Source organism: Corynebacterium sp. c3Ub_189 (genome assembly GCF_039907195.1).
GTDB lineage: Bacteria > Actinomycetota > Actinomycetes > Mycobacteriales > Mycobacteriaceae > Corynebacterium.
The window spans coordinates 126358-146970 of record NZ_JASBOF010000005.1 but is presented as its reverse complement, the minus strand read 5'-3'; the positions used below and the strand labels follow the sequence as shown (position 1 = coordinate 146970).

Annotated in this window: 21 protein-coding genes; 7 read left to right on the top strand and 14 right to left on the bottom strand. The window is 59.4% G+C overall.

Annotated elements, in window-relative coordinates; translation table 11 throughout:
- On the bottom strand, positions 1-1366 hold a 1366-nt coding region (locus QKD99_RS04220), incomplete at its 3' end, for an MFS transporter (protein ID WP_347950797.1).
- A 47-nt stretch (positions 1367-1413) separates the two neighbouring features.
- Between QKD99_RS04220 and QKD99_RS04215 the strand changes: the two genes are divergently transcribed.
- On the top strand, positions 1414-1737 hold the full coding sequence (locus tag QKD99_RS04215; protein WP_005323344.1) for a hypothetical protein: 324 nt from the start codon (positions 1414-1416) through the stop codon (positions 1735-1737).
- A 73-nt stretch (positions 1738-1810) separates the two neighbouring features.
- Here the strand turns inward: QKD99_RS04215 and QKD99_RS04210 are convergent, their stop codons facing one another.
- From QKD99_RS04210 to gatC, 3 genes are all read right to left on the bottom strand, one after another.
- Positions 1811-2305 carry an META domain-containing protein gene (locus tag QKD99_RS04210; protein WP_347950796.1) on the bottom strand — a complete coding sequence of 165 codons (495 nt, stop codon included), beginning with the start codon at positions 2303-2305 and terminating at the stop codon, positions 1811-1813.
- An 86-nt stretch (positions 2306-2391) separates the two neighbouring features.
- Positions 2392-3879: an Asp-tRNA(Asn)/Glu-tRNA(Gln) amidotransferase subunit GatA gene (gatA, locus tag QKD99_RS04205; protein ID WP_284766254.1), complete on the bottom strand. Its 1488-nt coding sequence runs from the start codon at positions 3877-3879 to the stop codon at positions 2392-2394.
- Positions 3880-4176: an Asp-tRNA(Asn)/Glu-tRNA(Gln) amidotransferase subunit GatC gene (gatC, locus tag QKD99_RS04200; protein WP_005327681.1), complete on the bottom strand. Its 297-nt coding sequence runs from the start codon at positions 4174-4176 to the stop codon at positions 3880-3882. It lies immediately after the preceding gene.
- 204 nt (positions 4177-4380) lie between these two features.
- On the opposite strand from gatC, the gene QKD99_RS04195 reads away from it, so the two are divergent.
- Positions 4381-5040 carry an amino acid-binding ACT domain protein gene (locus tag QKD99_RS04195; RefSeq protein WP_225747070.1) on the top strand — a complete coding sequence of 220 codons (660 nt, stop codon included), beginning with the start codon at positions 4381-4383 and terminating at the stop codon, positions 5038-5040.
- A 10-nt stretch (positions 5041-5050) separates the two neighbouring features.
- Here the strand turns inward: QKD99_RS04195 and ligA are convergent, their stop codons facing one another.
- Entirely contained in the window at positions 5051-7111 is a 2061-nt protein-coding gene (gene ligA / locus QKD99_RS04190) for an NAD-dependent DNA ligase LigA (RefSeq protein WP_347950795.1), read from the bottom strand.
- 54 nt (positions 7112-7165) lie between these two features.
- On the opposite strand from ligA, the gene QKD99_RS04185 reads away from it, so the two are divergent.
- Entirely contained in the window at positions 7166-7837 is a 672-nt protein-coding gene (locus tag QKD99_RS04185; RefSeq protein WP_316981066.1) for a 3'-5' exonuclease, read from the top strand.
- A gap of 69 nt (positions 7838-7906) precedes the next feature.
- Positions 7907-9028 carry an AAA family ATPase gene (locus tag QKD99_RS04180; RefSeq protein WP_316981065.1) on the top strand — a complete coding sequence of 374 codons (1122 nt, stop codon included), beginning with the start codon at positions 7907-7909 and terminating at the stop codon, positions 9026-9028.
- On the opposite strand, the gene QKD99_RS04175 is transcribed toward QKD99_RS04180, so the two are convergent.
- Positions 9025-9939 carry a methionine synthase gene (locus tag QKD99_RS04175; protein WP_316981064.1) on the bottom strand — a complete coding sequence of 305 codons (915 nt, stop codon included), beginning with the start codon at positions 9937-9939 and terminating at the stop codon, positions 9025-9027. The genes QKD99_RS04180 and QKD99_RS04175 overlap by 4 nt on opposite strands.
- A gap of 77 nt (positions 9940-10016) precedes the next feature.
- Here QKD99_RS04175 and QKD99_RS04170 point away from each other — a divergent pair, with 77 nt between their 5' ends.
- Positions 10017-10385: a PH domain-containing protein gene (locus QKD99_RS04170; protein ID WP_347950794.1), complete on the top strand. Its 369-nt coding sequence runs from the start codon at positions 10017-10019 to the stop codon at positions 10383-10385.
- Here the strand turns inward: QKD99_RS04170 and mnmA are convergent.
- Positions 10378-11463, bottom strand: coding sequence for a tRNA 2-thiouridine(34) synthase MnmA (mnmA, locus tag QKD99_RS04165; RefSeq protein WP_347950793.1), 1086 nt, complete (start codon positions 11461-11463; stop codon positions 10378-10380). The genes QKD99_RS04170 and mnmA overlap by 8 nt on opposite strands.
- 94 nt (positions 11464-11557) lie before the next feature.
- Between mnmA and QKD99_RS04160 the strand changes: the two genes are divergently transcribed.
- Positions 11558-12394, top strand: a complete 837-nt coding sequence (locus QKD99_RS04160) for a fused MFS/spermidine synthase (RefSeq protein WP_347950792.1) — start codon at positions 11558-11560, stop codon at positions 12392-12394.
- Here the strand turns inward: QKD99_RS04160 and QKD99_RS04155 are convergent.
- Positions 12375-13535 (bottom strand): glycoside hydrolase family 25 protein, encoded by a 1161-nt coding sequence (locus tag QKD99_RS04155; protein ID WP_347950791.1) that lies wholly within the window; start codon positions 13533-13535, stop codon positions 12375-12377. The genes QKD99_RS04160 and QKD99_RS04155 overlap by 20 nt on opposite strands.
- Positions 13536-13717: 182 nt before the next feature.
- On the opposite strand from QKD99_RS04155, the gene QKD99_RS04150 reads away from it, so the two are divergent.
- Positions 13718-14914, top strand: coding sequence for an HNH endonuclease signature motif containing protein (locus QKD99_RS04150; RefSeq protein WP_347950790.1), 1197 nt, complete (start codon positions 13718-13720; stop codon positions 14912-14914).
- On the opposite strand, the gene QKD99_RS04145 is transcribed toward QKD99_RS04150, so the two are convergent.
- From QKD99_RS04145 to QKD99_RS04120, 6 genes are read right to left on the bottom strand one after another with little or no spacing between them, the layout of a single operon-like run.
- Entirely contained in the window at positions 14911-16026 is a 1116-nt protein-coding gene (locus tag QKD99_RS04145) for a cysteine desulfurase family protein (protein WP_347950789.1), read from the bottom strand. The genes QKD99_RS04150 and QKD99_RS04145 overlap by 4 nt on opposite strands.
- Positions 16026-16967, bottom strand: a complete 942-nt coding sequence (locus QKD99_RS04140) for an electron transfer flavoprotein subunit alpha/FixB family protein (protein WP_347950788.1) — start codon at positions 16965-16967, stop codon at positions 16026-16028. The genes QKD99_RS04145 and QKD99_RS04140 overlap by 1 nt, the downstream gene beginning before the upstream one ends.
- An 8-nt stretch (positions 16968-16975) precedes the next feature.
- Entirely contained in the window at positions 16976-17758 is a 783-nt protein-coding gene (locus tag QKD99_RS04135; RefSeq protein WP_347950787.1) for an electron transfer flavoprotein subunit beta/FixA family protein, read from the bottom strand.
- A 24-nt stretch (positions 17759-17782) separates the two neighbouring features.
- The gene (locus tag QKD99_RS04130) at positions 17783-18916 is read right to left on the bottom strand and encodes an SAM-dependent methyltransferase (RefSeq protein ID WP_347950786.1); all 1134 of its coding nucleotides are present in this window, start codon (positions 18914-18916) and stop codon (positions 17783-17785) included.
- Positions 18913-19740: an NUDIX hydrolase gene (locus tag QKD99_RS04125; RefSeq protein ID WP_239191469.1), complete on the bottom strand. Its 828-nt coding sequence runs from the start codon at positions 19738-19740 to the stop codon at positions 18913-18915. The genes QKD99_RS04130 and QKD99_RS04125 overlap by 4 nt, the downstream gene beginning before the upstream one ends.
- A complete protein-coding gene (locus tag QKD99_RS04120; protein ID WP_347950785.1) occupies positions 19737-20558 on the bottom strand; it encodes an ABC transporter ATP-binding protein in 822 nt (273 codons plus the stop codon). The genes QKD99_RS04125 and QKD99_RS04120 overlap by 4 nt, the downstream gene beginning before the upstream one ends.
- Positions 20559-20613: the final 55 nt, after the last annotated feature.

The following is a 20613-nucleotide window of genomic DNA, read 5'->3' as shown; positions in this document are numbered from 1 at the left end:
GAGTGTCCCTAAAACCTAGGGCAGAAACCAGGCCAACCACCAGCGCAGCCACGATGACGAGCAGCGAATTAATAATTGCCGCCTCTGGGTTACCCGTTTGCATAACTGCGGATACCAGGGCAACTCCCACCACGGAACCCACCTGGCGGGAGGTGTTATACACACCGGAGGCAGCGCCCATAAGCTCCGGCGAGATATCGCGCAAGGTGGTAGCTGCGTTGGAACCCCAAATGAAGGACTGTCCCACGCCGAGCCCGGCAATGGGCAGACCGAGGACCCACGGAAGGGCGTCGACCTGCATGACCCACCATGCCGCAAGGAGCGAAAGTATCAGGATGGAAAATCCCAACACCCCCAGGATCCGCGGATTAACATAGTCCGCCATGATTCCGGCGAGCGGGGATATCAGGAGGGATACCAGCGCCATGGGAGCCACGATGATGCCGGCTTCGCCCGCAGGCACTCCCTGCATGGTCTGCAGCCACAACATAATGGGGAGCATCACCGCGGCCGCCATAAACCCCATTGCGATGATGCCTACCGAGCCCGCCAGGTAATTGCGGTCACTAAATAGCGCCAGCGGCACCAGTGGGCTGGCCCCGCGAGATTCGGCAGTAGCCTGCAATCGCACAAACCAGACGCTAGCGGCAACTCCGGCGAGCAGGATCAGCCAAATGGTCCATCCCCAGCCAAGCACCGGGCCCTGCTGAATACCAAAGACGATTGCCGCCAAGGCGATGAGCGAAACAATGGCCGAGGGCGCATCGATAGACTGCGCGGTCGTGGGCAGCTCAGGCACCCACAACAGCGCGAAGACAATGGCTAGCACCACGAAGGGAACGTGTACCCAAAAGGCGGCCTGCCACCCGAAGTGCCCGACCAGAAAGCCACCAGCGAGTGGACCGGCAAGTGCCGCTACCGAGCCGATGACGCCCCACACACCCAGTGCGCGCCCACGGCGCTCACGTGCAAAGATGCGATTGATAACGGACATGGCCTGTGGCATCTGGAGGGACGCACCCACGCCTTGCACGGCACGCGCCGCAATGAGCACTTCCACTGTGGGAGCCACGGCACACGCCACTGCTCCCAGCCCGAAAATGCCCACGCCCAAACAGAACATCCGGCGCTGGCCTAAAACATCGCCTAAGCGGCCGGCAAAGAGCAGCGGCACCACAACAGCCAACAAATAGGCCGCGGATACCCACATGGTGTGGTTTACCCCTGCGTTCAATTCGCGTTGCAGGTCAGGAAGCGCCACCGCCACCATGGATTGGTCCAGCAGGGATACAAAGAATCCGAGGGACAGTGCAAACATGGCGCGCCATGCTTGGCGCTCGGGCGGCAGATGCGTCTCCACAGTCATGGCCTTAGAGTCTAGCGGGCCGAGAAATATCGACCTAGACTGGCTGCATGTCCATGATCGATATTAAAAAGCCCCAAGACGTTTCTACCGCCACCACCGTCACCCTCGGCCTCATCGGTGGCTGGGTCACGGCCCGCGAGACCGGCATTCGCCCGCTGGGTGGCGTGATCCTCGCCGCTGCCGGTGTATGGGCGGGTCGCTCTTGGGCCAAGAAAACCACCCCGGCTACCACCGCCGGCCTGTGCGCGCTCTACGTGGGTGCATTCGGCGCCTCCCACCCGCTGGCCAAGAAGATCGGAGCGTGGCCGGCAGTACTCAGCGTCACCGCGGCTTCGGCGGGCGCGGCTTATGCGCTTTCCGACGCCAAATAGTCCCCACCCACACAAATGCGCACCACGTCCCTAGACATGGTGCGCATACTTTTATCCTGCGTGTCGCTAGTTTCTACTTGGCTACCGTGAACTCAACCGCAGCATTCTCGCTACCCAAGGCAACGGTGCCGCCGGGGAGGTTATAGAAGGAGGGGTTGGATTCGAGGAGGCCGCGAAGGGCGTCGGAAAGCTGCTGCGTATGCTCGTCGCAGGCCGCGCGGGTGGAATTGAACTCGCCCACGCTGATGGTGCCGTCCTTGGCCACCTCGTAGGTAGTGGTGTAGGTATTGCAGCCATCATTGACCGCCAAGGTGCGGTCCTTGGCAAAGGTGACGCTCAGCTTGCCATCTTCCTTAACGGAGTGGAGCTCGCCGGTGATGGTCTGTCCTTCAATGTGAGGCTCCAGCTTCTCTGCTCCCTCCGGGAGCGGAGAAATCAGGTCAGACTGAGTCGGCGCTGTCATGCTAAACCCCGGATCGATGTCGGGGACCTGCGCAGCGTTGGCAGCTCCAGCGCCCATCAGCGCAGCGGCGGACAGCGAAAGTAGTGCGGTCTTTTTGAAATGCATACCCAATAATTTACCCCCGCCGAATTTAAATTCAACGGGGGTAAAGAAACCCTTATGGAATCGTCAGGGACTCCACAGGCAGCGATTTACTTATCGCGGCCAGCCTCATAGGCAGCGCCCACCTTATAGAGGCGGTCATCCTCGAAGGCCGGCGCCATGATCTGCAGGCCAGTCGGCAGGTTGGTATCGCTAGCCAAACCGGACGGCACGGACATGCCGCACAGGCCGGCCAGGTTCAGCGGCAGCGTACACAGGTCAAAGTTGTACATTGCCATGGGATCCTCGGCCTTCTCCCCCAGCTTGAATGCGGTGGTCGGGGTAGTCGGGGAAACGAGCACGTCAACCTGCTCGAAGGCACGGGCAAAGTCCTGCGCAATAAGGGTACGCACGCGCTGCGCCTGCAGGTAGTAGGCGTCGTAGTAGCCCACGGACAGCGCATAGGTGCCCAGCATGATGCGGCGCTTTACCTCGGGGCCAAAGCCCTCCGCACGAGACTGGGACATGACCTGCTCCGCGGAGTGGGAGCCGTCATCGCCCGCACGCAGGCCATAGCGCATGCCATCGAAACGTGCCAGGTTGGACGAGACCTCACACGGCATGATCAGGTAGTACGCCGCCAGGGCGTCATCAAAGTGCGGGCAATCAACCTCAACAATTTCGGCACCCTGCTCGCGCAGCTGATCGACGGCGGCGTGGTAATTCTCCATCACGCCTTCCTGCCAGCCATCGCGCTCAAACTGCTTGATGAGGCCCACCTTGACACCAGAGAGGTCGCCCTTGGCACCTTCGCGGGCGGCGGCGACAACCGGTGCTACCGGCTTATCCACGGAGGTCGCATCGAAGGCATCGTGGCCGGCGATGACCTCGTGTAGCAGCGCGGTATCCAGGACGGTGCGGCCACAGGGGCCGGCCTGATCCAGGGAAGATGCAGCAGCAATAAGGCCGTAGCGGGACACGGTGCCGTAGGTTGGCTTAACACCCACAGTATTGGTCAGCGCGGCTGGCTGGCGGATAGAGCCGCCGGTATCGGTACCGATGCCAAGCGGCGCCTGGCCGGAAGCAAGTGCAGCGGCGGTACCGCCGCCCGAGCCGCCCGGGGTGCGCTCCGTGTCATAAGGGTTATGCGCTGGGCCAAAGGCGGAGTTTTCATTGGAAGAACCCATGGCAAACTCATCCAGGTTGGTCTTGCCCAGGATGGGAATTCCGGCCTCGCGCAGACGCTTGGTCACGGTGGCGTCGTAGGGAGAAACGTAGCCTTCCAGCATCTTGGACGCCGCCGTGGTTGGCGCATCGGTGGTAACGAGCAAGTCCTTCAGAGCCAGCGGCACGCCTGCCAGACCAGAGGCAGGCTCTTCGCCGGCATCGAGGGCCTTATCCACGGCGTCGGCAGCCGCGAGGGCTTCTTCCGCACCCACGTGCAGGAAGGAGTTAAGTTCCTCATTGGTCTCTGCAATGCGATCCAGGAAGGCCTGGGTGACCTCGCGGGAGGTAATTTCACGGGAATGAATCTTTTCCGCCAGCTCGGCGGCGGTCAGGGAGGTCAAGCCCTCCGCAGGAACGGTCAGGTTAGACATTTATTCTCCTCCCAAAATCTGTGGCACGACGAAGCGCTCATCTTCTACGGCCGGCGCCTGGTCCAAGGCCTGTTCTGCAGTAAGGGTGCGCACAATAACGTCCTCGCGCATCGGGGCGTCCACGGAGTGCGGGTGACTCATCGGCTCCACACCCTCGGTATCCACGTTTCCTACCGCGGAAACGGAATCAACAATTTCATCAATCTGCGTTGCAAACTGGGCTAGCTCTTCCTCGCTGAGGGCCAGGCGGGAAAGCTTGGCGAGGTGGGCTACCTCATCACGCGAAATCTCAGACACGCGAACTCCATCCTTTATCTGCATAATCGACATGCCCGTGAAAAATATTCACACTAAGCATGTACTATGTGAATTGCTAACGACCCATGGTACTGCACCTACCGCGACGGCTGCCGCGTCACCCCAAATTTGCGTTGCTTGAAGCCGCCATTGTGACGCACGTATCATGTTCGGGACTACAAACAACCGAAAGCGTGCGAGACCATGTCCTTTTTGATCCGTGTACTGCTCCCCGATTCCCCTGGCAGCTTGGGCCAGCTTGCCGACGCCTTTGGACTCGTCGACGGCAATATCCAGTCAGTCGACATCGTAGAAAACTTCCCCGACGGAACGGTCATGGATGACATCGTCATTGAACTGCCCCAAGGCGCCATGGCCGATGTCCTTATCACCGCCGCCTCTTCCGTGGACGGCGTGGAAATTGACTCCATCCGCCCGTTTAGCGGCCGAGTAGACCGCCGCGGCCAGATTGAGCTGCTCGCGCGCGTAGCTCATGCCACCAATGTCACTGCGGCCATGGAAGAAGTAGTTGCTGCGATCCCAAGGGCGTTGACCTCGACATGGGCAATCGTCATCGACAATAACGAGCCCATCCACCGAGTTGCCTCCTCCAACGCCGCCCCCGAAGATGATGGAACCGTGCCGCACGATATCGAGGTTGAAAGCGCGCGCGTGCTCAGCCCCGAGCGCGATGCATGGATTCCGGAAAGTTGGTCGCTTCTCGATTCCGCCTTGGCCGCCGCCCCATTGGGCGATACCGGCCTAGTTATCGCCATGGGCCGCACCGGTGGCCCTGATTACCTCGCCTCCGAGGTGGAGCACCTAGGACATATCGGCACCATCTTGGGCAGCTTCCTCAAATAACAACAGCAAATTAGGCTTCGCCGGTTTCTAGTAGTTGCTGGAATTGCGCTTCGCTGAGAATCGGGATGTCCAGCTCGCGAGCCTTATCCTCCTTCGAGCCAGCATTTTCGCCGGCAACGAGGTACGAGGTTTTCTTCGACACCGAACCGGTGGCCTTGCCGCCGCGAGAAACAATAGCCTCTTTCGCGGAATCCCTGGTGAAGTTCTCCAAGCTGCCGGTAACCACAATGGTAAGGCCCTCGAGGGTCTGCTCCTTGTGATCCTCGGCCGCTACCTCCATGGCCACGCCCGCAGCAGCCCATTTGTCCACAATCGCGCGATGCCAATCCACCTCGAACCAATCGTGGAAGGATTGCGCGATGGTCATGCCCACGCCATCGACCTCAGCAAGCTCGTCTGTCTTTGCGGCGCGCAGCTTGTCCATGGATCCATAGCGGGAAGCAAGCGCCCGAGCCGCAATCGGGCCCACGTGACGTATAGACAGCGAGACCAAGACGCGCCAAAAGTCGCGACCCTTGACCTCCTCCAAGTTGTTTAGCAAGTTCTGGCCTGCCGTGTTGACCTTGACGTTGCCCTCCCTCTTAGAGCGCTTGTCTTTGGTGTCCTTCTTTGCGGTATAGACATCTGAGGACAAAAGCTTTTCCGCAGTGAGCTCAAAAAGCTCCGATTCATCGACGAGAATGCCGTTGTCGATCAGATCCATCGCGCCCTTCTCGCCCAAAGCCTCAATATCCAGCGCCTTGCGAGAAGCCAGATACTCCAATCGTGCCGAGAGCTGCGCCGGACAGGACTGTGTATTGGGGCAACGCCAATCGGCGTCGCCGTCCTTCTGCGGGGCCAATTTCGTACCACACGCGGGACAGTTCTCTGGGAAGGTCCACTCATACTCGCTGCCATCGCGCTGCTCGCGCACCGGCCCAAGGACCTCCGGAATAATTTCGCCCGCCTTGCGGATAATGACGGTATCCCCGATGAGCACGCCCTTGCGCTTGACCTCGGATTGGTTGTGCAGGGTTGCCATAGACACCGTGGAACCGGAGACAAAGACCGGCTCCATAATGGCGAAAGGCGTTACTCGCCCAGTACGGCCTACCCCCACCTCAATATTCTTGAGTTTCGTGGTCACTTCTTCCGGCGGATACTTATAGGCAATGGCCCAGCGCGGCGCGCGGGAAGTCGAACCAAGTGCGCGCTGCGAAGCCAAATCATCCACCTTGACTACGAGTCCGTCCATTTCAAAGATGGCGTCGTGGCGGTGTTCTGCCCAATGCGCCACCTCTTCCTGAACCTCTTTGGCCGAGTGCACCTGCTTGGTATACGGGGAAACGGGTAGCCCCCAAGCCGCAATCGCCTTATAGGCATCGTGCTGTGAGCTGGGCGAGAATCCCTCGCGCGCACCCAAGCCGTGGCACACCATTTTCAGGCGGCGCTTTTTCACCTCGGCGGGATCCTTCATGCGAAGTCCACCAGCCGCGGCATTGCGCGGGTTGGCAAATTTATCCTTGCCATCAGCCGCGCGTTCCTCATTAATCTCCCCGAAGTCTTCGGGTCGCATATATACCTCGCCGCGGATCTCGATAAGCGCCGGGACAGGGTATTCAGCAGTTCCCGTAAGCTCATGCGGAATATCCTCGATTACGCGGGCATTGGCAGTAATCTCCTCGCCCACCGTGCCGTCGCCACGAGTCGCGGCGGTGGTCAAGCGCCCATCACGATAAACCAAGTCGATAGACAAACCATCAATCTTCAGCTCGGTGAGATAAGTTTGTGCCGGAGTTCTATCCAACCAATCCTGCATCTCGCCAGCGCTAAAAACATTGTCCAAGCTCATCATGCGCTCAAGGTGCTCAATATCTTCGCCGCCGCTCGGAGCGGCGCCTACCTGCTGGGTGGGCGAATCAGGCACGGCAAGCTCTGGGTGCTCTTCTTCTAGCGCAAGAAGGCGCTGAAAGAGTGCATCAAAGTCGGCGTCGGGAATAGCCGGCTCACCGTTGTAGTACAGATTGCGGTGGCGGCGCACTTCCTGCGCGAGGTCGTTCCATTCACGGTGCAGATCAACTGGATTAGTCACGCTGCCCAAGTGTAGCTATCCCTCGTGTCGGGGCTAGCTACTAAGGTATGGATCATGAATTTCGACGCCTCCCGCATGCTCGCCTTCGACCTTGAGACCACCTCGGCCAACCCTAAACAAGCCCGCATTGTTACCTCTGCCCTAGTCCGCATTGACGGCCGCGATGTGCAAAAAATTGAGCACCTAGCCGATCCCGGAATCGAAATTCCACAGGAAGCGACCAATGTCCATGGAATCACCACGGAAAAGGCTCGCGCAGAGGGGCGACCACATGAGGATGTTCTAAAAGATACGGTCGAAGCCATCAAGGCCGCGTGGGAGGACGGCCTGACGCTCATTGTCTATAACGCTGCCTTTGATCTCACGGTGTTGCGCAGCCTCACTGGCGATTTCACGGTAACCGGCCCGGTCTATGACCCCTATGTGATCGACCGCGTCAGCGATAAGTGGCGAAAAGGAAAACGAACCCTTGGCGCAGTGTGCGAACACTATGGCGTCGAGTTGGGCAACGCCCACGAAGCTACTGCCGACGCCCTAGCGGCCGCCCGCGTGGCGTGGAAGCAGGTACGCCAGCACTACCCCAACCTGGCACAGATGGATGAAAACGAGCTCATGGAGTTCCAAGCCGTCAAGTGGTACGAGGATCGGACTGCATTTAAGAAATACCTGGAAGGCAAGGGCCGCGATGCCTCGGATGTCTCGACGGCGTGGCCACTCATCAGTTAAAGTCTCCCAAATCTCCACTTCGAGCCGAAAGTCTCCCAAATCTCCGACAAAACGGGTTACACTAACCGCATGGACAACCCATTCCGCCCGACATTCGGCGCCCCTCCCCTGTTCTGGGTCGGCCGCGGCGTCGTGCTCGATAGTTTCCGCACTGCCCTCGATGGTTCAGCAGGCAATGCCTCCCGGTCCATGGTGCTAAGCGGAGCTAGGGGCATCGGCAAAACGGTCCTTATCAACGAGTTGGAAGATATTGCTGAAGCGCGCGGTTGGGTAACGCTACGCGCCTCCGGGCGCTCCACCATGGTGGAGGAACTGGTCAACACCACGATTCCGAGGCTCCTCGAGCGGCTCTCGCCCAGCGATAAGAAGAAGGTCAGCCGCATCGGCATCGGCGGCGTAGGATCGATTGGCTTCGACCACCAGAAGGAAGACCGCTTCGCCCCCACGTTGAATACCCGCCTACGCGAGCTTTCCGCCGAGCTAAAGGGAACCGGCATCCTCCTCACCATCGATGAGGTCCAAGACGCCGACGTCGAAGAGCTCACCACCATCGCCGTGGCCTACCAAGACTTGGTGCGCGATGAAATCGATATCGCCTTGGTGGCCGCTGGCCTGCCGCAGGGGGTCAACCACTTGTTGGACCTGCCCGGGGTCACCTTCCTGCGCCGGGCCCAGAAATTCGTGCTCGGCCCCTTGTCGCCGGCCAATGCGGAGCAGGCGCTCGAACATACAGCCTCGGGCTCAGGGCTGGAGTTTAGCCACGAAGCGATTACGGACGCCGCTGCGCTCACCCGCGGCTATCCCTACCTCGTGCAATTGGTCGGCTCACTAGCGTGGGAGCGCAGTCGCCGGAACCACGAAAGCGGCATTTCCCAGCAGACAATTGCCTCCATCACCCCTGATGCAATATCGATCATGGGCGCTCAGGTGCACCAGCCTGCGACGCTAGCCCTGCCGCCGGCGCAGCGGGAGTTCCTAGAAGCGATGGCCGCAGTCGAAGTCGATGGCATCGCCACCATCGCAGACATCGCGGGCCACATGGACCGCACGGTGCGCTCCTTGTCGGCCACCCGCCAGCGGCTTATCGACGCCGACCTCATCGAACCCACCGCACATGGCAAGCTACGCTACGTCATTCCCTATATGGGCGAATACTTCACCACCACGGATAGCCGCGGGCGCGTCGATTAAAGATCGCCGACGTCACGGATGAGGATGCCCGCCACCTCAGCGGCAAAAGAATAGCTGTGCGCGGCCTTTTCCACCGGCCACGGGAAGATATCAACCTGCCCTGGAATTAGCTCCCGCGACAATCCCATGCGGTCGAAGTGCTGTGCAATAGAAATAGCCTCCGTGCGAGCATCGTGCCCTGCCACGCCGAGACCAACGCGAGCGCCGCCATCAATCCACTGCCCCAAGCCATCGAGATGCTCGGGCGAGGCTAGACCAGCGAAATCGAGCAGCACCGTCTTCGCCGCCACTTCCCATAAGGGCTCGCGAAGCCGTAAGTAATCCGCGCCAAACTCCGCCAAAGTCGCATTGACTTGGTCCGCGGGAACAGCCCTAATCGTATCGAAGTCGGTGGTGCCTGGAAGGGTGCCTGAAAGGACGTCGGCAAGCAGGGGCTCGTCCAGCTGGACACGCACTTCTGCCCCAAAGCGCTGTGCCACCTGCGCCGTGTGTTCCTGAATTCCGGCCAATAAAGCACCACACAGGTCCCGGAACGCACCTGAATCAGTAATCGCGCGGTGCCCGTTTCCTAGCTCCACGGCGGCCGCCAAACTCCACGGGCCTACCGCTTGGACCTTGATGCGCGGAACTGACTCGCCCCACACCTCCTGAATCTCGTCCAGGTCCCGGCTCAACTGGTCGCCAATCCAATGCGAGATGAGCTGCGGCCGATCACTGAGTACCCACGATCGTGGTCCGCGGTCAATGGAGACTGCTTCCAACAAGCCCGCTGTTCGCCCAATGGCCCCAGCGTGAATCCCGCGGTCCGGCAACTGCGGAAGGTGCGGAAGACCACCCGTCTCCCCCACCACGATGTCTGCCGCCTCACTCATGGAGTATCCCGGCATAGGGCCTAAGCCAAAAGCGTCCATATTCACCTCGGCGCTAGTATTATTTCTCAGAATTATCTACCCGATACGCGACGTATCACTTGGAAAGGAACCTTACTATGGGCGTGGAAAAATACTCCGGCTGGACCTTCTACAACGAGTGCGACATCCCTCAGGACATTTCCACTGTCTTGGCTGAACAGGAATATCCTGTCTGCGCTTTCAAGACCGTCCGCGATGCCGCCGTATTTACCAATAAGCGCCTCATCATCCGCGATGCGCAAGGCCTGACAGGCAAAAAGGTAGAGATGTATTCCCTGCCCTATTCCTCCATCAACATGTGGTCCACGGAAAACGCGGGAAAGCTCCTTGACCTCAATGCGGAGCTGCAACTGTGGACTAGGGCCGGCGAATTCAAAATCAACATTGGCCCCAATATCGATGTCCGTGCCCTAGACCGGCTCATTGCCACCTGCGTGCTTAATTAGTTCCGCAGATGGTGCCGGAGCCAATGACGATGTCTCCCAGCTCGTCCGGCGAAGGCAAATACAGCACCGCCGCTTGGCCGCGGGCGACACCGGATAGCGGCTCCTTGAGCTCGAGGCGCATCTCGTCCGCCTCGCGATCAACGTGGGCGGTACATGCCACCACGGAGCCGTGTGCGCGCACCTGAACCTCGCACTCGAAATCCCCATCCATGCTTGGGTGGAGGTACTTCAGGCGATCGGCCTGAATCGAGGTTACGGCCAAGTCCTCGCGGGCGCCGACGGTAACCGTGCCGGTAGCAGCATCAATATCGGTGACGTAGCGGGGGCGGCCGTCGGCAGCCGGCGCCTTAATGTCCAGGCCCTTGCGCTGGCCGATGGTGTAGTTCCACGCGCCATCGTGCTCCTTGAGCTCCGTGCCCTCTTGATCCACGATCATGCCGGGGCGTAGCCCAATGCGGGCACCCAAAAAGGCCTGCGTATTACCGTCTGGAATAAAGCAGATGTCGTAGGAATCTGGCTTTTTCGCGGTGGAAAAGCCATGCGCCGCTGCCTCTTCGCGGATCTGTGGCTTAGGGGTGTCGCCGATGGGGAAAAAGCAATGCTTCAACTCTTCGGCCGAGATCACGCCGAGCACATAAGACTGATCCTTTTTCTCGTCCAAGGACCGGCGCATATAGCCGTCCTCATCGAGGGTGGCGTAGTGCCCCGTCGCAACCGCATCGAAGCCAAGCGCCATGCCCTTTTGCAGCAGCGCCCGGAACTTAATCTTCTCGTTGCAGCGCAGGCAGGGATTCGGCGTCTCGCCGCGGGCGTAGGAATCCACGAAGTCCGTGATGACCTCTTCTTTGAATTCTTTCGAAAAGTCCCACACATAAAATGGAATGCCCAGCTTATCGCAGATGCGACGGGCGTCGGCCGAATCCTCCAACGAGCAGCAACCACGTGCCTTTTCCCTGGTCTGCTGCGCGTCTTTGTGCAGCGCGAGGTGAACACCAATCACCTCGTGGCCGGCTTCTACTGCGCGGGCGGCGGCAACCGATGAGTCCACGCCGCCGGACATGGCAACCAATACTCGCATTGTGCTCCCCATTTCACCTTGACTACAGGCCCGAAAGTCTACTCCCTAGCCCCAACGCGGCTTAAATCGAATCCATTCCCTAAGCTTGGGTGACATGGGCAGAAAGCGAGCTTCCACCGACCCGGGAATCACCGGCACCTACAACATTTCTACCGGCACGGCCGAAGTGGTGCCGGATGAGTTTCGCGACGGTGCCTATATTCTCAACGTTAATGGCGTGCCAAGCAGCCATATTGTGCTCGGTGAGCCGGAGGAACTGGAGTTTGAGTACATGCGCTGGATTGCGGCGGCGGTTGAGCACCTCAATACTCGTCCAGCGAACAAGCTCCGCGTCACCCACCTAGGCGGGGCGGGTTGTTCCCTTCCGCGCTACTTCGCTAGCAGGCTCCCAGGCAGCCGCCACACAGTGGTGGAGCTGGACGCCAAGCTGGGAGAATTGGTGCGTACGCTTTTCGACGTCCCCCGTTCCCCCACCGTCAAAATCCGCGCCGGCGAAGCACGCAAAGAAACCGAGGGGTTCCTGCCGTCCAGCCGCGACATCATCATCCGCGATGTCTTCGCTGGGGACAAGACACCAGCCAACCTCACCACCGTCGAATTCTTTCAGGCAGCAAAACAGTCGCTTGCGGCAGGCGGCCTCTACGTGGCCAACTGCGGTGATCATTCCGATCTACAGCTGGCAAAGAGCGAACTGGCGGGCCTGGATAAAGTATTTGACCACCTCGCCGTCGTCGCGGATCCACCGATGCTCAAGGGCCGGCGCTACGGAAACATCATCCTGGTGGCCTCAGATACAGAAATGCCAGCCGAGGGCTCCATGGAAGCCGCCCAGCTGGCAAAGGCACTCCTTGGCGGGGCCGTGCCCGCCCATTACAAAGACGAGTCCTGGACCCGCGCGTTTTTCACCGGTGCTACTGCAGCACGCGATTAAGCAGCGTAGCTACCTGACCCGCATCGAAATCGGGAACGTCAGCGCCGGCGTTCTTGGCGGCATTCTTAGCTTCCGATACCTCTGACTCGGAGACGTTGCCTGACTTCACGTTGTTTACGTGACCGGCATTGTCCAGCAGGATAGCTAGGTCGCTGACGGAGAAGTTGCCCTTGGCCATATCGCCCAGGTCCTCCACTGGAAGGGCGTCCTTGTCCTTAAGGGTCTTGACGAAGCCAGCCAGGCCCTCCGCCGCTTGGGGATCGAGGCCGGACTTTTCGGCGGCGTCGGCAAGCTGCGGAATCGCAATCAGCCCCGCCGCCAGTGCCAAAATAGCGCCGATGAGCGGCGTACTATCGGAACTCAAGTCAAGCCCATCGCTCACAACCAGCTGCTCTAGCGCGCCGCCGACGTCGACGTAATTGCCGTCACTGAAAGACTGCAGCTGCTGCTTGGAACCGTTGAACAGGTTCATGTCGACGTCGGTAGAAATTCCTGCCACCTTGCCAGAACCAGAACGCTGCCAGAAAGATAGCTCGTTCCATCCGCCCACCGCTTCGGGCGCCTGGTCCTGATAGGCCGCGAGCCACAATGGCATATCCGAGAACTTCTGGGAGTTATTCATCTGCCCCATCCAGAAGTACTTGTAGGTGTAGATCATGGGCGTGCGGCCGGTAAGACGCTTGAGCTCGCTAGTAAATTCTTCAATCCACTGCTCCAGCTGTGCCGCGGACTTTCCTTCCGCCACCTCTATATCAAGTGCAGGAGGCAATGTCTGATCCGGGGCAAGGGCGATCTGCGCGGCAAAGTTGGCCGCCTGAGTCTTGGCGTCGCCAGCCGGACGTGCGTAGTGGTATGCACCGGTCTTGAGTCCAGCAGCATTAGCCGCCTGAATATCCTGTACGTAGTGGGGGTTTACCCAATCACCGCCCTCGGTAGCCTTCACGAATGCAAAGGACTGACCGTCGGTACGCACCTTTGACCAATCGATAGGTGTACCGCCTGGATGCTGGTGCGCTGCAACGTCAATGCCCTTAGGTGCACCGAGGCTCACCGCCTGGGCGACGGCGGTACCACTTACGGCTAGCGCAGCCACGGTGACCACCGCAGTAATGCTCTTTCGGAGTGCCTTCTTTGATGTCATGCGCGTGAGTCTAGCAACGCCTTCACTCCTGTCACATCTTTAACACGCGCCACTTGAAATAATTTTCTTTACCTCCATTTCACCCCCTCTTGGAATACATCCTTTTAGAACATATCTTTGCCCACACCCCTTGCAAAGGGGCAGGGCACGCCTTAAAATATTCACCATGAAGTTAAGTACACATGTTCTACAAATCGGGGGATTTCATCTTGGACGCCTACTACATAGTCAATGACCCCAACGATCCGCTTGCAGTTAAAGCCACAGAAATCAGAAAACAAGATTACCTATTCTGGAATAAGGTGAAGCCAGACCTAGAAGAAGATTTCGACATATCTTGCCACACACTTTCCACCCGCACGGGCTTAAGCGAGCGGCGCACGCGAGACATAACAATGGCCCTATATCGACTCGCAGAGCTACCACTCACAAAGGCACTCCAGGAAACCTATTACTTCCTGGATTTCTCTCGGCTTATTACTATCGACGCCGTGCTTAGCAAGCTGGGCGACATCCCGACCGAAATTCTCGAGCGGATAGACCAAGAGCTTGCGCGTTACCTGACCCCCACGAAGCCCGGCCAGGTACTGCCTTCGAATACCAATTTGCGGCGAAAACTAAATGGCCTCATCGCTGTGGAGGCCCCACACCCCAATGAAGATAAAGAGCCTGATGCAGGGAACGACTCCTATTTCACCTACCACAGTTTCGGCGGCAAGGCCGGGCTAGCAGCGGAATTCGATGAAGCTACCATGCTAGCCATCGATGAACACGTCAGTAAGGCAGCCGAAGAGCATAATCTCACCAAAGCTGAAGCCCTAGCCAAATTGATTCTGGGCGAAATTGAGTCGCGGGCAAAAGTGGTTCTTCATATGTACCGAGCCCACGACCAGGAGGCTGCTCCCGCATTTATCCGGGGATTCGGATGGGTAAGCCCTGAGACCGCTGACAGTCTGCGTCCCAGCCAGACGCGGGATATGGACCTTGCAAAAAGGATGGAGAGCGAAAGCTACGTTACTCCCCCGCTCATTGGCGCCTACGTGGAAGGCCGCGATGGCGTGTGCCGCTGGCCAGGTTGTAATCGCCCCGCAGAAAACTGCCAAAAGGACCACCGAATTGACCATGCACAGCGAGGAAAAACGGCGGGGAGCAACTTGGCATCACTCTGTCAGCATCACCACAACATCAAGACCGATGGTGGTGCCTTCTACATCATGGATCCGCATACTGGGGACATAGTGTGGCTCTTTGACAATGGCCGCTGGGAATACGATGAGCCCCAAGGACCGCTAGCACCCAAGAACAAGAACTGGGCGCTAACGGTAGGCCAAGCTATCGCCGCCCGGCGGGCAGCGGCGAAGGAAAGGAATAATATCTAGACGGAACGGGCTCGGGAAATGATCTCCGGAAGATGAGCCAAGACGTAGTCAACGTCCTCTTCCGAAGTACGCCTGCCGAGAGTAAAGCGCAAGGAACCGATTCCTTCCGCCTCACTTACGCCCATTGCCTCGAGGACATGAGACATGCGGTTTACGCCTGCGCTGCAAGCACTGCCGGTAGAGGCCTCGATCTGCAAGGAATCCAGCAGCATGATGAGGCTATCGCCATCAGCACCGGGAAATGAGAAGTGCAGGTGGGAAGGCAAGCACGGCTCAGCAGAGTTGACCACTACGTCATCAATGGTCGCGAGAACTCCGTCGCGCAGCTTATTGCGGAGAGCAGCTATTCGCTCACCCTGGGCAGTGATTTCGGAGACTGATTCCTCCAACGCCGCAGCTAGACCGGAAGCGCCCGCGACGTCCACGGTGCCAGGGCGAATACCTCGCTCTTGGCCGCCGCCGTAGGCGATCGGCTGGGGCGCAGGACTGCGCTTGGCCAAAAGCAGACCGATGCCGCGGGGGCCGCCGAACTTGTGGGCGCTGGCGGCGAGGCTGGTGATCCCTAGATCGGAAAAATTGATGGGAACTTTGCCCACGGCCTGGACCGCGTCGACGTGCACGGGCGTGCCTGTCGCATTCGCACGTGTGGCTATCTCTTCGATCGGCTGAATAGCGCCGGTTTCGTTGTTGGCCCACATGCAGGTAGCGACGTCGGCAAGCGTGTCTAGGACCGACAGATCTGCGATGTGCCCAGAACGGTCGACGGGAAGGATGTCGACGGCCGCTCCGGTTTTCTCCAGCTTAGAGACGGTATCGCGCACGGCGGGGTGCTCAATATCGGTAGAAATAATGCGGTTTGTTTGCCCAGCCGCGTAGAGCCCCTGAATGGCGATATTGTCCGCCTCGGTGCCAGAAGAGGTGAAAATGACTTCGATGGGCTCGCAGCCGAGGAGGGAAGCGACCTTTTCGCGGGCATCATCCAGTACGGACCGAGCCTTGCGGCCGGAACCATACTGCGCGCCGGAGTTGAGGGAGCCGGCCGCCGCCACCCACGCGTCAATCGCGCTCTGGCGCATCGGCTGGGTAGCGGCATAGTCGAAGTAGTGCGGCATTACTGGCGCGCCTTCAGTTCCTCGGTCAGGGCCGGTGCGATTTCATGCAGGTCGCCCACGACGCCGAGATCAGCGATCTGGAAAAACGGCTCATCCTGGTCTTGGTTGACCACCACAATGGTGCCGGAAGTCTGCATGCCAGAGGTGTGCTGGATAGCGCCAGAGATGCCCAAGCCGATGTAGAGGTCAGGCGAGACGGTAACACCGGTCTGGCCGATCTGATAGGCGGCGTCATAAAAGCCTTCATCGACGGCGTCGCGGGTGGCGCCGACTGCGGCCCCGAGGGCGTCGGCAAGCGGCTCGACGACGGCCCCGAACTCGTCGCCCACGCCACGGCCGCCGGCGACGACTGCCTTGGCCTCGGTAATTTCCGGTCGTGCGGACTTCTGAGCCGGAGTAAAGGAAGTTACCTTGACGTCTTTAGCCGTGGCGGCCGGCAACGGCATCGGCGCCGGCTGTGCCTCCACCTGCTGTGGCGCAGCCTCAACCGCACCCGGGCGAAGGGTGTAGATCGGGCACTGACCAGCGGCGGTAGAGGTGGTCTCATAGGAACCACCGAAAATGCTCATCTGGGCGGAGCCATCGGCGGCAATGCCATTGACATTGACCAGTGCGCCAGAGGCGAGGCGAGCCGCGAGGCGGCCGGCAATCTCGTTATTGGCCGGAGTTGCGGCCAGCACGATGGGCGCTGGGTTCGCAGCGCCAAGCGCATGCAGGGCATCGACCTCCGGGGTAAGGAAACGCTGTTCATAATCCTCGGCCGTTGCCTGAACTACCTGTGCGGCGCCGAGGGCGGCAAGGTCGGCATCAAATTTATCGGTCTGCTTGCCGACGACCACTGCGGACACCGTACCCAATTCCCGCGCGGCCGTAATCAGCTCGCCGGTAACGGGAAGGAGGTTGTCCGCGTCGTGCTCAACTAGTACGTAAACGTGCGACATATCTACTCCTAAATCAAGTTCTTTGCGGACAGGAAATCAGCGATCTTCTTCGCTGCATCTTGCGGGTTGGGCTCCGAAATAACTTCGCCGGCGGTGCGCGGTGGGCGCTTCTCAGCAGCCGAGACAGAGGTCGTCGGCGCGATGGCCTCGATGCCCAGGTCAGCCAGGGTGAAGGTGGTGATTTCCGCCTTCTTAGCTGCCATCAGGCCCTTGAAATTGGGGAATCGTGGCTTGTCACTCTTATCGTTCACCGTAACGATCGCTGGCAGCGGCGCCTCGAGTTCCCAGGTGCCGCGCGCGTCATCACGGGTGCCCTGCAGGGTGCCGTCAGCTAGCTCGACCTTGTGCAAGCCAGTGAGGGCCGGCAGCTGGCGGTACTCGGCGAGCAGGCCGGTAAGCAGGCCGGTGGAGGCATCGGAAGCTTCGGTGCCGGCGGTGATCAGCTGGACGTCGTCAAGCTTGTTAAGCGCGGCATTGAGGGTCCACGCGGTCGATAGCGCGTCCGCCCCGGCCAAGGAATCATCGGAGACGAGCACGGCATCGTCGGCGCCCATAGCCAAAGCCTTACGCAGTGCCTCGTCGGCCTGGGCCGGCCCCATGGTCAGTGCTACGACTTTGTAGCCCGCATCGGGGTTATTGTCGCGCAGTCGCAGGGCTTGTTCCACGGAGTACTCATTAACCTCATCAATGACGTTATCCACGGAGGTGCGATCCAGGGTGTGGTCATCGTTCAAAGACTTGGTAGACCACGTATCCGGCACGTGTTTGACCAGAGCCACAATAGTTGGCATTGGGCACTCACCTTTCCGATATATTTATGTTGCGTAATTATCCTCGGACGATGATACTCGGGGTTGACACAGCAAGGCGATTCCCTGTGAGCCAATTCGCGTAATGATGACCGCAAAAGGCTTCGATCCCTTCAGCTTCATCTTCTTCCGTAGCTGGTCAGGGTCCACCTCTACCCCGCGTACAAGGATTTCTAGGCTTCCCGCGTCATAGGATTTAAGTACGGATTTTAATCTTTTTAGGGGTACTTCTTCTATGAAAGGAAATCCCGAAGTTCCCTCCGGAATCCTCTCTCCTGTCAGGTATGCGATGCGCGGATCGATTTGATGCAACCCTTCCCTGGCCGCGTAGTGCTGGACCAACCCCGCTCGAACGATGGCCCCATCCGGGTCGATGAGGTAACTGCCAATGCCTCCAGCATCGGGTAGGTCGTCTGCGTGGTCATCGAGGACATCCAGCTTGTTTCCTCGAATCATTACCGCTCTTCGGCCGGTGCCAAGGCCTGGGGTATAAAGGCAGGCTTCTTTTACCCCGCCATCGACGCTCGCGACGGTGACGAGGCCGTCCCACTCGCTGAAATCAAGGCCAGGCGCGCACTTGATGGCCAGTTCCTTGCCGCGATGCTTGTCGACGACCTCCGGGAGCGGTGGCACCAAATCCTCCGGCCGCGTGATTCGCCTGCCACCGGCGCGGCGGGCCGGGTCTGCAAGGAGAACATCGGCGGTAGTAGTAGTCGTCAGCGCATCCGCGCGGAAAATCTTGGCGGAGGAGAGATTGTGCCTCGCCATTCTTACCCGTGATTCATCCAGGTCAGAGCCACAATAGTCGAGCGGAGACTTATAGCCTTCCGTGCCGATGGAACAGGTGACGTCGTGGACGCTGCGCACTCCCTGCTCGGCGAGGAAATTCGTCCGATACGCCGCCACTTCAATGGGGGTTGCTTGCTGGGCGGAGTCTGCGTCCATCAGCCAATCGTGCGGGAGCTTGCCGGAACTGCGGGCGGTTACCAGCTCCATCACCGCGCGCCCATACTCACCGAACTTAGCTTTGAGGATTTCGGTGTCTTTCAGCCGAGAAGCCTTGGTTAAGGTGAGGTCGAGGTGTGCTATTTCCTCTTGATGTTCGGCAAGGAAGTCGACTTCTGCGGGGGTATAACTCATATTCGGTCTAAAGGGGTGGTGGAAAAGAATTCGCGGTACCGGGGATCTTCGCGTGGATCCCCAATGACGGGGCGCAGGTCCGAAAAGGACGCATCCTCTAGGACCTCTTGGACGGAGGAATACTTGCTCAGCCTTTGCATCTGTGCCCACGTGGGAATGGCAAGGCGCACTAGCCCGGCGCGCCAGCCGTCCAGGATGAGCTGCGGGGAGAACCATCCGGCATCGTCTGCTTCATCGGTATCCCCATCGGGTTCTTGGCCGGAGGGCAACACCCCAACGAAGAAGAAGGTGTCGAACCAATGGCTCTTTCCCTTTCCTACCCAGCGCGCCCAAGGTAGGAGCATATCGGCGTCGACACGCATGCCGTTATTGCTGAGGAATTCGGTAAAGGAAATGGTGTGGTTTTCGAGGAGCTTTCGCTCTTTGTGATAACGCCGCGCATTGGAGACAATGCCGTCCTCGCGGATGGCGAAAAGGGTGCCGGCCTCTTCGAAGAGCTCGCGGGCAGCGGCGAAAACGAGGGCGTGGGCTTTGTACTTGGTCACGCCCATCCGGCGGGCCATGGAGATGACAGACTTTCCGGCCCACAGCTCGCCCGAGTCCCAGGCACGCGGCGGAAAGTCACGTGGGTCTACACCGCCGCCCGGAAATACTGAATGCCCCGGGTAGTTATGCATGGTGTGGACGCGCTCTTGTACCCACACTTCAAGACCGTCAGCGCCGTCCCGCAGGAGCAGGACGGTTGCCGCCAGGCGCCCACCGTGGAAGCCGGTGGTATCGCTGGCGTCAATGGCATCGAGACGGTCATGAAAAGGATTGGTCATAGAGAAGCTCGGCGGGCGAAGTATCGCTGTCCAATGCGGTCCACCTGAATAGGCTGGTGGAAGGCGCGAGTCAGATTTTCGGAGGTGAGGACGGAATTAATCAGCCCTTTTGCCACAACTTTACCCTCATCTAACAGCATGGCGTGGGTGAAGCCATAGGGAATCTCCTCCACGTGGTGGGTGATCATGACTATCGCTGGGGCATCAGGGTCCATGGCTAGATTGCCAAGGTATCCCACGAGGTCTTCGCGGCCTCCCAGGTCCATGCCTGCGGACGGCTCATCGAGGATGAGCAACTCCGGGTTAGACATGAGAGCGCGAGCGAGAACGACGCGCTTCTTTTCTCCCTCAGACAGGGTTCCCCAGGTGCGCTCTTTGAGGTGGGTGGCGCCAACTTGGGCCAAGATGTCATCCGCGCGGGAGAAATCCATGTCCTGGTATTCTTCGCGCCAGCGGCCCAACACAGCGTAACCGGCGGAGACAACTAGATCGTCCACGCGTTCAGTGTCCGGAATCCGCGATTGCACCGCCGCGGAGGAAATGCCAATAAGCGCGCGCAGATCGCGCATGTCGGTTTTGCCGATTTGCTCCCCCATCAAAAAGGCGGTGCCTTTCGAGGGGAACTTTTCGGCCGCGGCCATGCGCACCAGCGAGGTCTTGCCCGCACCATTGGGGCCAATAATGACCCAGCGCTCATCGAGCTCTACTTGCCAGTCCACGGGTCCGACGAGGGTCTTGCCGCCGCGGCGCAGCTCGACGCCGCGAAAATCTACGAGCCAATCTTGATCAGTGGGAGTTACATCGTTCACGCCTTCCATTGTGACTGATTTGTTCTTTGCCCGGTGAAATTGACACAGCTGCATTAGTCTTATG

Coding starts and splice junctions, on each gene's coding strand:
- QKD99_RS04150 (WP_347950790.1), top strand. CDS start 13,718: ATGTTCTACAAATCGGGGGATTTCATCTTGGACGCCTACTACATAGTC.
- gatA (WP_284766254.1), bottom strand. CDS start 3,879: ATGTCTAACCTGACCGTTCCTGCGGAGGGCTTGACCTCCCTGACCGCC.
- QKD99_RS04130 (WP_347950786.1), bottom strand. CDS start 18,916: ATGAGTTATACCCCCGCAGAAGTCGACTTCCTTGCCGAACATCAAGAG.
- QKD99_RS04135 (WP_347950787.1), bottom strand. CDS start 17,758: ATGCCAACTATTGTGGCTCTGGTCAAACACGTGCCGGATACGTGGTCT.
- QKD99_RS04180 (WP_316981065.1), top strand. CDS start 7,907: ATGGACAACCCATTCCGCCCGACATTCGGCGCCCCTCCCCTGTTCTGG.
- QKD99_RS04120 (WP_347950785.1), bottom strand. CDS start 20,558: ATGGAAGGCGTGAACGATGTAACTCCCACTGATCAAGATTGGCTCGTA.
- QKD99_RS04145 (WP_347950789.1), bottom strand. CDS start 16,026: ATGCCGCACTACTTCGACTATGCCGCTACCCAGCCGATGCGCCAGAGC.
- QKD99_RS04155 (WP_347950791.1), bottom strand. CDS start 13,535: ATGACATCAAAGAAGGCACTCCGAAAGAGCATTACTGCGGTGGTCACC.
- QKD99_RS04215 (WP_005323344.1), top strand. CDS start 1,414: ATGTCCATGATCGATATTAAAAAGCCCCAAGACGTTTCTACCGCCACC.
- mnmA (WP_347950793.1), bottom strand. CDS start 11,463: ATGCGAGTATTGGTTGCCATGTCCGGCGGCGTGGACTCATCGGTTGCC.
- QKD99_RS04195 (WP_225747070.1), top strand. CDS start 4,381: ATGTCCTTTTTGATCCGTGTACTGCTCCCCGATTCCCCTGGCAGCTTG.
- QKD99_RS04170 (WP_347950794.1), top strand. CDS start 10,017: ATGGGCGTGGAAAAATACTCCGGCTGGACCTTCTACAACGAGTGCGAC.
- QKD99_RS04160 (WP_347950792.1), top strand. CDS start 11,558: ATGGGCAGAAAGCGAGCTTCCACCGACCCGGGAATCACCGGCACCTAC.
- QKD99_RS04175 (WP_316981064.1), bottom strand. CDS start 9,939: ATGGACGCTTTTGGCTTAGGCCCTATGCCGGGATACTCCATGAGTGAG.
- QKD99_RS04210 (WP_347950796.1), bottom strand. CDS start 2,305: ATGCATTTCAAAAAGACCGCACTACTTTCGCTGTCCGCCGCTGCGCTG.
- QKD99_RS04125 (WP_239191469.1), bottom strand. CDS start 19,740: ATGACCAATCCTTTTCATGACCGTCTCGATGCCATTGACGCCAGCGAT.
- QKD99_RS04185 (WP_316981066.1), top strand. CDS start 7,166: ATGAATTTCGACGCCTCCCGCATGCTCGCCTTCGACCTTGAGACCACC.
- QKD99_RS04140 (WP_347950788.1), bottom strand. CDS start 16,967: ATGTCGCACGTTTACGTACTAGTTGAGCACGACGCGGACAACCTCCTT.